Origin of the sequence: Microbacterium sp. BK668, assembly GCF_004362195.1 — a bacterium.
GTDB lineage: Bacteria > Actinomycetota > Actinomycetes > Actinomycetales > Microbacteriaceae > Microbacterium.
Genome location: NZ_SNWG01000001.1, coordinates 357,157 through 370,195, shown reverse-complemented (window position 1 = coordinate 370,195; position 13,039 = coordinate 357,157). Strand labels below are relative to the sequence as shown.

Genomic DNA, 13,039 nt, shown 5'->3' with positions numbered 1-13,039 from the left:
AGACTCGGTGTCAGGCGAGGCGCCACCGGGTGCCGGCGTCGCGTGCCGGCGTCGCGTGCCGGCGTCGCGTGCCGCCCCCGGGTGCCGCCGTCGCCTGCCCGCGCCATCTATCCGCCCCGCCCGACCCCTGCCCGCACCGGGGTAGGAGATCGCGCCGGCGCAGGACGGCTGCGGCCACCCTCGTCCTACGCTCGTCCCGTCTCCTACGCTCGTAACGCACGAGCGCGCCGCCGCGGCGCGGCGCGGCGCCGACACGGGCGCGGCGGGAGGTCAGTGCGGGAGCGCGGCGCCCACCGCGCGGAGCCCCGCGAGGGTTTCGGTGAAGCTCGTCGAGAGCGGCGACAGGCCGATGCGCAGACCCCCGGGGTCGCGGTAGTCGGGGATGACGTCCTGCTCCCACAGCGCGGCCGTCACGGCGCGCATCGCGGGGTGGGAGAAGGTCACGTGGCCGCCTCGTTCCGAGGCATCCCGAGGCGAGGCCAGCTCGACCCCGAGCGGCACCAGAAGCTCGTCCGCCACCCGCAAGGCGAACTCGGTGAGGGCGACCGACTTCTCGCGGATGGCCGGCATGCCGGTCTCCTCGATCATCGCGAGGGTGTCCTGCATCGCCAGCATGCCGAGGATGGGGGGCGTCCCCGACAGGAAGCGACGCATTCCCGCCGCGGGCGAGTACCGCGGCCCCATCGCGAAGACGTCCGCCGCCCCCATCCAGCCCTGGATCGGCTGCGCGAGCGCCGCCTGATGCCGGGCCGCGACGTAGGCGAAAGCCGGCGAGCCGGGACCGCCGTTGAGGTACTTGTACGTGCACCCGACGGCGAGGTCGAACCCCCACGCGTCGGCCTCTACCGGCACCGACCCGGCGGAGTGGCAGAGGTCCCACAGCACGAGCGCGCCCGCATCGTGGGCGATGCGCGTGAGGGACGCGGCATCCGCCAGGTGCCCCGAACGGTAGGCGACGTGACTCAGCACCACGACCGCGGTGTCGGGACCGACCGCCGCCGCAAGCGCCGGTGCGTCCACGCCGGAGCGCTGGTCGACCTCGATCCACCGCACCCGCCCGCCGCGCTCCGCGGCGATGCCCTCGACGAGATAGCGGTCGGTGGGGAAGTTGTCGCGGTCGAGGACGATCTCCACCCTCGCGGGGTCGGCTGACCGCTGCGCGTCGAAAGCGGCGCGCACGAGCTTGTAGAGGAGCACGGTCGTGGAATCGCCGATGACGGTCTGCCCGCCCGCCGCACCGATCGCGACCCGCCCGATCGTGTCGCCGATCGCGAACGGGAGGTCCATCCAGGCCTCGTCCCAGCCGCGGATGAGTCGCCCGCCCCACTCGTCGCGGATGAACCGGTCGAGCCGGTCGGCCGTCGCCTTCGGGGGGCGCCCGAGCGAGTTGCCGTCGAAGTAGACCAGCGACGACCCGGCACCGACGAACCGGTCGCGGTACGCGCGGAGCGGGTCGGCCTCGTCGAGCCGGGATGCCTCGGCTGCGAGCGCCTCGAGGCGTCCGGCCGCGTCGGTCGCGGCGCGCATCTCAGTGCTCATCGCGCACCACCTCCTCTTCGGGGACGACGGTGGCCGCGGCGAGCCATGCCGGGATCTCGTCGAGCGTCGCCGGCGGTTCCCCCGGCACGAACGTCGCGACCGCGTGCGTCGCCTCCGTGCCCGGCCACGGGTCCGCCAGGGCGGCGATCAGCGCGGCGCCCCGCACGCCGGCGCGGTCGAGAGCCGCCAGCTCGCCCGGCTGGACGCCGGCGGGCCGGTCGCCGTTGCCGAGGTCCGTGCCGTACAGGATGCGACCGCCCGCCTCCCGGAAGGCCGACAGGTTCGCCTCGGCGTTCGCGGCCGCATCGGGATCGCCGGCATGGATCTCGAGGGTCGAGATCCACACCTGCGCGGCAGCGGCCCGGGCCATCAGCCGCAACCCGAGGCGCTCGCTGAAGGGGGTGTGGGCGAGGACGTCGATCCCGGCGTCCAGCGCGAGTCGCGTCATCCTCTCGCCCTCGACGTGCGCCACCACGGGCAGGCCGCGCTCGTGCGCGCACGAGACGACGGCATCGAGCGTGTCGCGGTCGAGGACGGGGCCGGCGGCTGCGTTGAGCGCCACCTTGATGACGGATGCCCCGCACCCGGCCTGCTCGTCGACCCGCGTGCGGGCGCCACCGGGCACGCCGGGTGCCGTCGAGGCATCCGTCACCTCCCGGGCTATGGCCGCCGGGGCCCACGGGCGCCCCAGTGGATAGCCGCCCGGCGCGGTCAGGAAGGCGCCCGCATACGACAGGAGCGGAAAGCCCTGCTTCGGCCGGCGGGCGAGCGCGACGGGATCGCCGCCGAGATCGACCGCAGCCGCGATCCCGTGCGGCGCGAGCCGGTGCTCGTCGAGAAGGTGCAGGTGCACGTGGTGGTCGGTGAAGGGCGGCAGCACCGTGCCGTGCTCGCCCGTCAGGGCGCGACGGCCGGGTGCGGCGCCCGGCCCGAGCAGCTCGCGGACCGCGAAGGGATCGGCGTGCGTCATCAGATCTCCGTCCGGACGGCGAACAGCTCGGGGAAGAAGGTGAGCTCCAGCGCTCGCCGGAGGAAGGAGGCGCCGCTCGAACCGCCCGTGCCGGTCTTCAGCCCGATGATGCGCTCGACGGTCTTGAGGTGCCGGAAGCGCCAGAGCTGGAAGTTGTCCTCGAGATCGACCAGCTCCTCGCACGTCTCGTACGCCGCCCAGTGCCTCTGCGGGTCGGCGTAGATGCCGGCGAAGACGGGCACGAGCTCGGGGACGAAGGTCCACGCCGTCGTCACGTCCCGCTCGAGCGCCGCGGCGGGGATGGGGTAGCCGTCGCGGGCCAGAAGCCCGAGGAACTCGTCGTACAGGCTCGGCGCGAGCAGCGCCGCGTGCACGAGCGCGTACGCCTGCGGATCGGATTCGAAGACCCGCAGCATGCCGGGATGCTTGTTGCCGAGGGTGAACTCGACCGCCCGGTACTGCGCCGACTGGAAGCCGCTCGCGTTGCCGAGCACTCCGCGGAACTGCGCGTACTCGGCCGGCGTGAGGGTCGCCAGGACCGACCACTGCTCGGTCAGCGTGCGCTGGATGTGCTTGACCCGCGCGATGCACTTGAGCGCCGGGGCGAGCTGATCCTCGCGCAGCAGGCGGCACGCCGCTTCGAGCTCGTGCAGCACGAGCTTGAGCCACAGCTCCGTGGTCTGGTGCTGCACGATGAACAGCAGCTCGTCGTGGTGCTCGGGGTCGCTCAGCGGCCGCTGCGCCGACAGGAGCGTCGCGAGGTCGAGGTAGCCGCCGTAGGTCATCCGGTCGGCGAAGTCGGTGACGACCGATCCCTCGATCGCCCTCGTGTTGCCTTCGACGCCGTCGGTCACCCAGTCACTGTAACCACGTTGGATGCCTCGGCGTCAGGCCCGACGGCACTCAGATGATCGCGAGCTCGCGCAGCTTCGACTCGACGTCCGCGTTGGACGGCTCGACGTGATGGCTGGCATCGGGATACACGACGACCGGGATGTTCGTGCGCCCCGAGATCTCCCGCGCGACATCCGCGGCGTCCGGATCCGTCATGAGATCGACGTACCGGTACGGCACGCCCAGCTCGTCCAGCTGCCTCTTCGTGCGGCGGCAGTCGCCGCACCATTCGGCGCCGAACATCGTGATGGTCGAGGAGGAGGACATCCTTCCATCCTCCTTCATGCATCCTGGACGATCGCCGATGCTGGGGGATTCCCATGCGTCTCGGCAACCCCTTCGTCGCCTTCTCCCCGCCCGTGCGACGATGGTCGCCTGTGCAACTCTCGATCATCGTCCCCACCTACAACGAGGCCCCGAACGTCGGGGAACTCGTCGATCGGGTTGCCGCGGCGACCGAGGGCATCGACGCCGAGCTGATCTTCGTCGACGACAGCACGGATGCCACACCCGACGAGGTGCGGCGGGTCGCGGCATCCGCCCCCCTTCCGGTGCGCCTCATCCACCGCGAGAAGCGCACCGGAGGTCTCGGCGGCGCCGTGCTCGAGGGACTCCTCGCCGCCGAGGCGGATGCGTGTCTCGTGATGGACGGGGATCTCCAGCATCCGCCGGAGGAGATCCCTGCCCTCTTCCACCGCTACCGCCGCGGCGATGCCGACGTCGTCGTGGCATCGAGGTACTCCGGCGGCGGGACGTCCGGCGGTCTCTCCGACCGCACGCGGGTCGCCGTGTCGAAGGCGTCCACCGCGCTCACGCGCGCGATGTTCCCCATCCGGCTCAAGGACGTCACCGACCCCATGACGGGGTTCTTCCTCGTCGACCGGCACGCGATCGAGCTCGACACGCTCAAGCCCCGCGGCTTCAAGATCCTGCTCGAGATGCTTGCGCGGAAGAACCTGCGCGTGGCGGAGGTTCCGTTCGACTTCGCGGGGCGGCACGCGGGGGAGTCCAAGGCGTCGATGCGGCAAGGCATCCACTTCCTCACTCAGCTGACGCTGCTCCGGTTCGGCAAGATGTCGCTCTTCGCACTCATCGGCGCCGTCGGCGCGGTCGCGAACCTCGCCATCATGTGGGCACTGACGCACGCCGGGGTGGACTACATCGCCGCGGCGGTGATCGCGGCCGAGATGACGATCGTCGGCAACTTCCTGCTGCAGGAGCGCTATGTCTTCCAGGACATGACCGGGGCGGCGTCGGGGGTGTGGTCCCGCTTCGCGAAGTCGTTCGCGTTCAACAACGCCGAGGCGCTCATCCGCATCCCCGTGCTCGCCTTCATGGTGCAGACCTGGCACATCTCCGCCGTCTTCGCCGCGGCGATCACCCTCATCCTGGCCTTCTTCGTGCGCTTCATGTTCCACTCGCTCGTCGTGTACGCCCCCCGCCGGGCGGGCGCGCAGCCCAGTCGGGTGCGGCGGCTCGTGGAAGACCTCGACGCGCAGGCGATGTCGCCGGGCGAGCTCTAGTCAGGGCAGGGCTCGACGAGCCGCGGAGTCGGCCGGCCGGCTCCGTTGACGGCCGGCCGAATCTCCTCGCCGGGGCTGACGACAGCCTCAGCCGAACGACGCCACGAGGTCGGGCGCGGCATCGTCGTCCCGCTGGTGGGTCGCGGTCATCACCTCCAGCGCCCGGCGCAGCGCGGTGCTCGACGTGTGCACGGTGTAGGGGAAGTACACGACCTCCACCCCGACCTGCGCGAACTCCTGCTCGAGCCTCGCGCCCTTCTCGGTGCCGCGCCAGTCGTCGCCCTTGAAGAAGTGCGTGAACCGGAGCTCGCGCCAGGTGTCGAGCTTGTCCGGCACCGTCTCGACGTGGACGCGATCGACGTACGAGATGCTTCGCACGATCTCGGCGCGCTCCGTGCACGGCACGACCGGTTCGACCTTCTTCACGAGGCGGAGCATCTCGTCGCTGACGACGCCCGCGATCAGGAAATCGCAGTTCTCCTTGGCATGCCGAAGGATGTTGAGGTGCCCGACGTGGAACAGGTCGAACGCCCCGGCGGCATAGCCGATGCGCACAGTCATGATTCCCCCAAGCGAATCCCGCGGCGTCCCAAGCGCCGCGTCTGTGGCGGTCACGTTACACCTCATCCGCCGACAGGGACAGAGCGTCTTCGCCGCTCACGGTCCCACCGCGGTCATCCGGACATCGTCGAACGAGGTCTTCACGGGTGCCGTAGCGCTGCCCGACATGTAGGTCCACAGCAGCAGGGAGCCCGCCGACTGCAGCGCCGCGGTCGTGTCGGTCGCGGTCGCCTGCCAGGTCGCCGGCTCGGTCGTTCCCTGCGGCCAGAGCTTCGCCGACAGGGTCGTCGTCCCGTTCGAGGAAGCCGCGCGGACAGCCACGCTGTACCAGGCTCCCGGCGTCGTCATCCGGATGCTCAGGGCCGTGCGGCTCAGCAGGGTCTCCGTCCCGCCGGTGCGCCGGATGAGGTCGAGGTAGGGCACGGTCCCGCTCACGTAGATCTTCAGCCGGTAGTCCGCCGTCGAGCTCACCGCGCGCGGCGAGATCACCGTGTACAGCGCTCCGGAGGTCGAGGTCCTGTCCCACGAGACGTTCAGCCGCACCTCGGACGACAGGTTGCGCACGGTCGCGGCCTCGACCTGTGCGGACGTTCCCGCCGTGGTCAGGCTCATCGATCCGACCCCGCCGGCGACGGCGAACCGGGATGCCGTGCCCGTGAGCGTCCACCCTCCGCCCACGTCGGCCGTCCCCCAGCCGTTCGCCACGGTCCGCCCGAAGTCGTCCGCCACGAGAGCGCTCGGGGGCGGCGGCGGGGGTGGCGGGGCGGTCACGGTGACGCTGCGGGTCGCGGTGTGGGTCGCGCCCTTGTCGTCGGTGACGGTGAGGCCGACGGTGTACGTGCCGTCGGCGGTGTAGGTGCGGGTCGCGGTCGCGCCGGCCGCGGTGGTGCCGTCGCCGAAGGTCCAGGCCCACGAGGCGATCGTGCCGTCGGGGTCGGTCGAGCCGGCTCCGCTGACGGTGACGGTCCGCCCGCTGATGGTCGGCGTGCCGATGACGGCGGTGGGCGGCTGGTTGGCCGGCGCAGCGACGGTGACGCTGCGGGTCGCGGTGTGGGTCGCGCCCTTGTCGTCGGTGACGGTGAGGCCGACGGTGTACGTGCCGTCGGCGGTGTAGGTGCGGGTCGCGGTCGCGCCGGTCGCGGTGGTGCCGTCGCCGAAGGTCCAGGCCCACGAGGCGATTGTGCCGTCGGGGTCGGTCGAGCCGGCTCCGCTGACGGTGACGGTCCGCCCGCTGACGGTCGGCGTGCCGATGACGGCGGTCGGCGGCTGGTTGGCCGGCGGTGGGGCACCGATCCCGCCCACCGCCGAGTACGCGTCGAAGAGGGTGCTCACGCTGGTCCCCGCCGAGCTCGACAGGTACACATACGCGCCTACGCCGCCCGAAGCCTGGAGAGCGGCCGAGGCATCCGTCGTCGTCAACGACCACGCGGACGGCTCGGTCGCACCGGTCCACACCTTCGTGCGAAGGGTCGTGGGCGCCGTGCCGCTCAGCTCGAAGCGCACTCTCACCGGCGTGCCGGCGGCGACGCCGTTGCCGACGCGCTGAGTTCCGAGGATCGTCTCGGCGCCGTTGAGCACGCGCCTGAGCGTCACGACGGTGGCCGTGGACGAGAGCTGGAGGGTCGAGCGGTAGTCGCTGGCACCCAGGTCGCGGCCGACCAGCGAGACGTAGACGCCGGACCCGCCGGGCGCCACCGAGGTCGACACGTCGGTCGTGACCGACAGATCCGTCGACCGGAACAGCGTCGCGTCGACCGTCCGGCCCTGACCGGGCGTGGTGAGGATGCGTCCCTTCGCGCCGTCCACCGTGAACGACGAGGCGCTCGAGCTCGGCACCCACGACTGCCCGGTGTCGGCCGTCCCCCACCCGGAGGTCGTCGTCCGCGTGAAGGTGTCGGTGAGACGCGGGACGGGCGGGGCGGTGCGCATCGTGAAGACCGGCGAGGTGACCGTGTCGCCGCCGGCCTTCACGACGGCCCGCCACTCGTAGGTCGCATCCGGGGCGAGCCCCGACCAGGTGGTGCCCGCCACGCCGCCGGCGACCGGCACCGTCGCGATCGGCTCGAACGGAGCCGGCTCGGGTGCCGTCAGCTCGAACGGCAGCACGAAGGACGAGTTCGCGTCGGTCTCGTAGCGATCGAGCTTGGGCGAGTACGTCGTGGCGGTCATCGTGTTGGCACCGGGGTCGAACGTGTAGTACCGGAGCCAGCCGTCTCCGCCGTTGGCGCGGTCCTGGTAGTCCGTCATGAGCTGGTGCACCGGCTGACCGCACGTGTTCGGATCCGTGCGATTGGCCTCGCCCTCATCGCCGTTGTGCTCGTGACCGGCGATGACGATCCTGATCTGGCAGTGCGTCGCGACGAAGTCGCTCCACAGCGCCGCCTGCGAGGTGCCGCCCGGCCGCTGCGTTCCCGTCCACCGACTCCCCGACACCGTCAGGAAGCTGTGGGTGACCATCACGACGGTGCGATCCGGATGCGCGCGCAGCACGCGGTCCGCCCAGTCCAGCGCGTACCCGGGCGCCTCCCATTCGAGGTTCAGCACCAGGAAGTCCTTGCCGCCGGCGGAGAACAGCGAGTAGCTGTCGAAGTTCTTCCGGTCGATCGGGTCGGGGCCGAACTGGTTCTGGCCGAGGTATCCGCCGTACTTCGTGGTCGCGGTGTTCCAGCCCGCCTGCGCGTACCGCGACACCGGGAAGTAGGTGTCGTACGGCCCGATGGCGCCGGTGGCGTTGTCGAAGTCGTGATTGCCCGGCACCACCGAGTTCGGCTCGTTGGCGGCATCCAGGATTCCGAGCGCCGCCGAGGTCAGGCCCCACTGGGTGGGGTTGGTGTACTCGCTCACCAGGTCGCCGACGTGCACGGTGAACGCGACGCCCAGCCGGTCGCTGTTGTCGACGACCCACTGCGACTGCTGGTTCATCGTCGCCTGGCGATTGTTGTACGTGTAGTTCTGGGTGTCGGGGATGACGACGATCGAGAAGGGATCCGCGTCGGTCTGACCCGGCACGGTCCCGCCCTGACGCCGGCCCTCGAAGGACACCGTGGCGGCGTCGCCGTCGGGGTCCGTGGCCGTGACCCGCAGATCGGCGCTCGCGCCCACCGTCGACCCGTCGGCCGGTGAGACGAGCGCGACGCCGGGCGGCGCGGCGGTCGCCGGCGGGGCGAAGGCGATCGAGAGGGATCCGGCGATCAGTCCCCACGTGACGGCGATCGCCAGGTCTCTTCTGCGATGGGTTCTTCGGGTAGGTGTGCTCATGGCAACTCCCCAGTCGCAAGATGGGCGCGATTATCGCACCGCGCGGCGCGCCCCACAATGAGGCACTGCATCCGACGGCGCTCGGCTGGCAGGATGAAGCCTCGGATGCCGGGGGAGGGCCTCATGCGGAGAAAGGCCGTGGGCGGCATCGCCGCGCAGTCCGTGCAGGCACTCATCAGCCTCGTCCTCCAGATCATGGTCTCGCGGATCCTCGGGATCGAGGACTTCGGCCAGTTCGCCATCCTCTACGGCGTCATCGTTCTCGCCACCGCCGTCATCACGGGCCTCGTGGGTGACACGCTGGTCGTGCTGGAGCGCGGACGCGGCCCGATTCGCGCCGGGCTCGAGGTGACGCTCGCCCTGGTCACCGCCCTGGCCGCGATCGCGGCCGGAGTCCTCGCGGGGGCGACGGGCTTCCTCCCACCGGTCGAGGCGCTGCTGTTCGCGCTGGCCCTCGCGGCGTTCGCCGTCGAGGAGATCGTGCGGCGTCTGCTCATGGCGAGCCTCGCGTTCCCGCGGGTGATCGCCGCGGACTCGACCGGCTTCGTCGTCGCGCTGATCGTGCTCGGAGGCGTCTGGCTCGTCCAGCCGCTCACGCTCGGCGCCTTCCTGGGCGCCATCGCGGCGGGCCAGACGGTCGCGATCGTCGTGGGGTGGCTCCTCGTGCCGCGCGAGGACCGGTTCCTCGTCGGGCTCCGCGGCGCCGATCAGCGCGCCGTGTGGAGGTACGGTTCATGGCGCGGGCTGCAGCAGACCCTGCGGCCCGCGATGTTCACGGTGACCCGTCTGCTGGTCCTGTCGTTCGCGGGGCTGACGGCCGTCGGCGAGCTGGAGGCCGCGCGGACCTACACCTCGCCGCTGATCCTGGTCGTCGGCGGCTTCTCGTCGTACCTCTTCGTGCGGTTCGCCGGCAAGCATCGCGAAGGCGAGGGGGCCGGCTCGCTGCGCGAGGCGGACCGCGTCGTGCTGGTGCTGGTGGGGCTCACCATCGCGATGGGCGTCGTCGCCGTCGCGCTCGCCCCGTGGCTGGGACCGCTCGCCTTCGGCGTCGAGCTGAGCACGGTCGCGGTCGTCGCCTGGATCGCCTACGGGGCGTCCGTGGCGATGGTGACGCCCTACGGTGCGCTGGGGGCGGTGACGGGACGGCAGACGGCCGTCTTCCTGATCCGCCTCGCCGACACCGTGCTGGGGCTCGCGGCGGTCACGGTGATGCTGGCGTCCGGGGTGTCGCCCGCCGTCGTCCCGTTCGCCCTGGCGGTGGCCTCGCTGCTGGGCGGCGCGGGCCTCAGGTGGCTCGCCACGAGGCCGGGCGACACGGCTGCGTCACATTCTGAGGGCGCTCCCGACTCCGGGTGATAGCATCCAGGCCACATCTCAGCTGTCGACAAAGGGGCAGGCAGTGGAGGACGTTCCTTACGGACGCATTCTTCGAGAGGGCTGGCTGATCATGCTGATCGCCATCCTCCTCGGTGGCGCGGCCGCGTTCGGGGTGGCGAGGACGCTGCCCGAGACCTACACGGCGACCTCCACGCTCCTGCTCAAGGTCGAGTCGACGCAGGCGTCGCTGTTCGAGCGCAACGAGTTCAGCCTCGCGCGCATCAAGACCTATCCGGCACTCGTGGACAGTCCCGACGTCATCGACGGCGTCCGAGACGATCTCGGTCTGAGCGAGGAGGAGTACAGCGACCGCGACATCCGCCGCATGCTGTCGGCCGACAACGCGCTCGACACCGTGCTGCTCACCGTCCGGGCCGACGCGCCGACCGCGGCGATGGCCGCGGACATGGCCAACTCCGCGGCGCGCAACCTGTCGCGGCTCATCCGCACGACGGAGAACTCCCGCACCGATCTGCGCTACGACGTGAGCCTCGACCAGGTGATCCCCGCGGTCGAGCCGGCCTCGCCGTCATCGCCGCAGGTGCTGGCCATCACGGGGCTCGGCCTCATCGCAGGCTTCGCGGCGGGCGCGATCGTCGCGGTGTATCGCACCACGACGAACCGGCACCTGCGCACCATCTCCGATGTGCGCCGCGCGTCGGGGCTTCCCGTCGTCGGGAGGCTTCCCCGCCGTTCCCGCCTGCCGCGAGCGCAGCAGGAGGCGGCCGAGGAGGCCGCCTTCGAGGACGCCGTCAACAACCTCTTCGCCCTCGCGGGAACCGAGGTCTCGCGTTTCGTGCTCATCCCCGTCACGACGGGAAGCGTCGAAGAGCAGATGCTGCGGGAGTTCCTGGTCGCCTTCGAGGCCGCCGGGCGACGTGCGTGCGTGCTCGACCTCCGCCCCGACACGAAGCCGGGGGCGGATGTGCGCTCTCTCACCGAGGTCCTCGACCACGTCCCGACCGAGTCCCACGGCGTCCCGACCCGCCGGTCGCCGGCGGTGTCGACCGTGTACGCCATGACGAGCCGGATCCCGACGTCGACGCTCGAGGCCGAGATCCCCGCCGCCGTCGTCCGGCTGGGCCTGGACTTCGACATCGTCCTGATCGTGACGCCCCCCACGGCCTCGAAGCTGATCGAGGCGACCGTCGCGACGGGAGCCGGCGTGGTGCTGGCGATCCGCCACAACGTCACCTCTGCGACCGACCTCGTCTCGATCGCGACCCGCCTGCGGGTCATGGGCGTCCATCCTCTCGGCGTGCTCATGGCGCACGCGGGCCCCCGCGACGTCGGCGTGGCCGCCGAGAGCTGGCGCGAGAGCGACCGCATCGCGATCCGCTCCGTCGAGGCGGCGCCAGAGGGGCCGGTCGCCCTCGTTCTCGACGAGGAGGCCGGCGGTGCCCCGGACGTCGAGGGCGCGGCGGGCCCGTTCCCCGGCGATGACACCGGCGCGCCCGCGGGGTCAGCGCGTGCCGACGTACCGGCAGAGGGCGACGCCGACCCGTTCCCGGCGGACACCTCCGACGAGCGGGACGCGGAGCCGGCGGCCGTCGGCGCCGAGGCGACGCCCGCCGCGGATCGTCCGGCGACGCGCAGCGGGAAAGGTCGTGGAACGGGCTGAGCGCCCGCCCCACGGCGACGGGCGTCACCCCAGCCGCCAGCGGGTGGTCGCGGTCGGTGTGCTCTTCGTCCTGCTCATCCTCAGCGTGATCCCCTGGCGCAGCGACACGATCTACCAGGGGGGCGTGGATGCCGTCGTCGTCGGCAAGGCGATCATCGCGGTCTTCACCCTCGCGCTGGCGATGGTGCTCTACACGCGCACCCCCCTCAAGGTCCCGATCGGGCTGGGTCCCGCCGCCGTGCTCGTCACCGTCCTGCTGATCTCGCTGCTCGGGTCCATCGTCTCGGGCTACTCCGCCGCCACGTCGGTGATCGTCGTGCGCATCGGGATCGCGATGGCGACCGTGCTGCTCGTGCTCTCGTCGGTGCGGTGGGAGTTCGCCCTCGGCGGCATGATGGCGGCGATGGCCGTGTGGGCCGTCGTGGCGGCGACGACGGGCATCGGCACCCTGTTCTCCGAGGGCCGGCTCGGCGGCCGGGTGCCCGAGATCCATCCCAACGAGGTCGCGGGGCTCGCCGGGGCCCCGCTGGTGGCGATGGTGATCTGGATGCTGCGCACCCGCGTGCGCCCATGGCGCGTCCTGGTCGCGGTGCTGCTGCTGGCCATCGTCATCGCGAGCGGATCGCGGACCGCTCTGCTGGGCGTCCTGATCGCGATCGGCATCGCTCTCCTCACGAACGGCCTGCCCAGTCGCGGAGTCGTCTACCTGATCCTCGTCACCCTGCCGGTGGTCTACACCGTCGTCTTCTTCACGGGCATCGTCGAGAGTCTCGTCACCCGCAGCGGCTCCACGGACGCCACGTCGGCGCTCGACGCCCGGTTCGAGGCGTGGCGGGTCGTGCTCGCCTGGGACTGGCAGTCGTGGCAGAAGTGGATCGGGGTCGGGCTCGCGGTCAAGAAGGTGAAGGTGAATCTCCAGTGGCGCGAGGACCAGGTGCTGGACAGCAGCTGGGCATCCCTGCTGGCCCAGACCGGCCTTCTCGGCACGGTCCTCGTGGCGGGGCTCGTGGCGTGGTGCCTGATCGGCGCGCTCGTGTCGTCCTCTCGTCGCGGCGCCCTCCTGCCGCTCCTCGTCCTGCTCGTGCTGCGGTCGTTCACCGAGAGCGGGCTCGTCGACAGCGCCGTCCCCTTCCTGCTCTTCCTCGTGCTCGCGACGCTCCTCACGCACCGCTCCCGGCATGCGGGCGACCTGCCGCCACCGCTCGAACACCGAGACGACTCCCAGCGCGCCCCCGCCGTGCGGGGCCTACTATGACGGTGACCGCGCAGCTTGGGGATGCGCGGCGACTTCGGTGC

Annotated in this window: 10 protein-coding genes; 4 read left to right on the top strand and 6 right to left on the bottom strand. The window is 71.5% G+C overall.

Going from position 1 to position 13,039, the window contains the following annotated elements; genetic code table 11:
- Positions 1 to 270: 270 nt before the first annotated feature.
- Genes EV279_RS01650 through EV279_RS01635 form a run of 4 tightly spaced genes read right to left on the bottom strand, consistent with a single transcriptional unit; the run spans position 271 to position 3,670 of the window.
- Positions 271 to 1,527 carry an aminotransferase class V-fold PLP-dependent enzyme gene (locus EV279_RS01650; RefSeq protein ID WP_133544497.1) on the bottom strand — a complete coding sequence of 419 codons (1,257 nt, stop codon included), beginning with the start codon at positions 1,525 to 1,527 and terminating at the stop codon, positions 271 to 273.
- A gap of 1 nt (position 1,528) precedes the next feature.
- On the bottom strand, positions 1,529 to 2,509 hold the full coding sequence (locus EV279_RS01645; protein ID WP_133541203.1) for a hypothetical protein: 981 nt from the start codon (positions 2,507 to 2,509) through the stop codon (positions 1,529 to 1,531).
- Positions 2,509 to 3,363: a tryptophan 2,3-dioxygenase gene (gene kynA / locus EV279_RS01640; RefSeq protein WP_279526912.1), complete on the bottom strand. Its 855-nt coding sequence runs from the start codon at positions 3,361 to 3,363 to the stop codon at positions 2,509 to 2,511. Before kynA ends, EV279_RS01645 begins: the two co-directional genes overlap by 1 nt.
- Before the next feature lie 49 nt (positions 3,364 to 3,412).
- Positions 3,413 to 3,670 (bottom strand): glutaredoxin domain-containing protein, encoded by a 258-nt coding sequence (locus EV279_RS01635; RefSeq protein WP_133541202.1) that lies wholly within the window; start codon positions 3,668 to 3,670, stop codon positions 3,413 to 3,415.
- A gap of 110 nt (positions 3,671 to 3,780) precedes the next feature.
- Here EV279_RS01635 and EV279_RS01630 point away from each other — a divergent pair, with 110 nt between their 5' ends.
- Positions 3,781 to 4,926 (top strand): glycosyltransferase family 2 protein, encoded by a 1,146-nt coding sequence (locus EV279_RS01630; protein ID WP_166644417.1) that lies wholly within the window; start codon positions 3,781 to 3,783, stop codon positions 4,924 to 4,926.
- Between the two features lie 87 nt (positions 4,927 to 5,013).
- Here EV279_RS01630 and EV279_RS01625 read toward each other — a convergent pair whose 3' ends face one another.
- Positions 5,014 to 5,487 carry an adenylyltransferase/cytidyltransferase family protein gene (locus EV279_RS01625; RefSeq protein WP_133541200.1) on the bottom strand — a complete coding sequence of 158 codons (474 nt, stop codon included), beginning with the start codon at positions 5,485 to 5,487 and terminating at the stop codon, positions 5,014 to 5,016.
- A gap of 96 nt (positions 5,488 to 5,583) precedes the next feature.
- Positions 5,584 to 8,745 carry a PKD domain-containing protein gene (locus tag EV279_RS01620; RefSeq protein WP_133541199.1) on the bottom strand — a complete coding sequence of 1,054 codons (3,162 nt, stop codon included), beginning with the start codon at positions 8,743 to 8,745 and terminating at the stop codon, positions 5,584 to 5,586.
- Positions 8,746 to 8,868: 123 nt separating this feature from the next.
- On the opposite strand from EV279_RS01620, the gene EV279_RS01615 reads away from it, so the two are divergent.
- The 3 genes from EV279_RS01615 to EV279_RS01605 are packed head-to-tail and all read left to right on the top strand — an operon-like array spanning position 8,869 to position 12,998.
- The gene (locus EV279_RS01615) at positions 8,869 to 10,101 is read left to right on the top strand and encodes a hypothetical protein (protein WP_133541198.1); all 1,233 of its coding nucleotides are present in this window, start codon (positions 8,869 to 8,871) and stop codon (positions 10,099 to 10,101) included.
- A 43-nt stretch (positions 10,102 to 10,144) separates the two neighbouring features.
- Positions 10,145 to 11,743, top strand: coding sequence for a hypothetical protein (locus tag EV279_RS01610; RefSeq protein WP_133541197.1), 1,599 nt, complete (start codon positions 10,145 to 10,147; stop codon positions 11,741 to 11,743).
- Positions 11,730 to 12,998, top strand: coding sequence for an O-antigen ligase family protein (locus EV279_RS01605; RefSeq protein WP_133541196.1), 1,269 nt, complete (start codon positions 11,730 to 11,732; stop codon positions 12,996 to 12,998). Before EV279_RS01610 ends, EV279_RS01605 begins: the two co-directional genes overlap by 14 nt.
- The last annotated feature ends 41 nt before the right edge of the window (positions 12,999 to 13,039 follow it).

Coding starts and splice junctions, on each gene's coding strand:
- EV279_RS01650 (WP_133544497.1), bottom strand. CDS start 1,527: ATGCGCGCCGCGACCGACGCGGCCGGACGCCTCGAGGCGCTCGCAGCC.
- EV279_RS01645 (WP_133541203.1), bottom strand. CDS start 2,509: ATGACGCACGCCGATCCCTTCGCGGTCCGCGAGCTGCTCGGGCCGGGC.
- EV279_RS01635 (WP_133541202.1), bottom strand. CDS start 3,670: ATGTCCTCCTCCTCGACCATCACGATGTTCGGCGCCGAATGGTGCGGC.
- EV279_RS01625 (WP_133541200.1), bottom strand. CDS start 5,487: ATGACTGTGCGCATCGGCTATGCCGCCGGGGCGTTCGACCTGTTCCAC.
- EV279_RS01620 (WP_133541199.1), bottom strand. CDS start 8,745: ATGAGCACACCTACCCGAAGAACCCATCGCAGAAGAGACCTGGCGATC.
- EV279_RS01615 (WP_133541198.1), top strand. CDS start 8,869: ATGCGGAGAAAGGCCGTGGGCGGCATCGCCGCGCAGTCCGTGCAGGCA.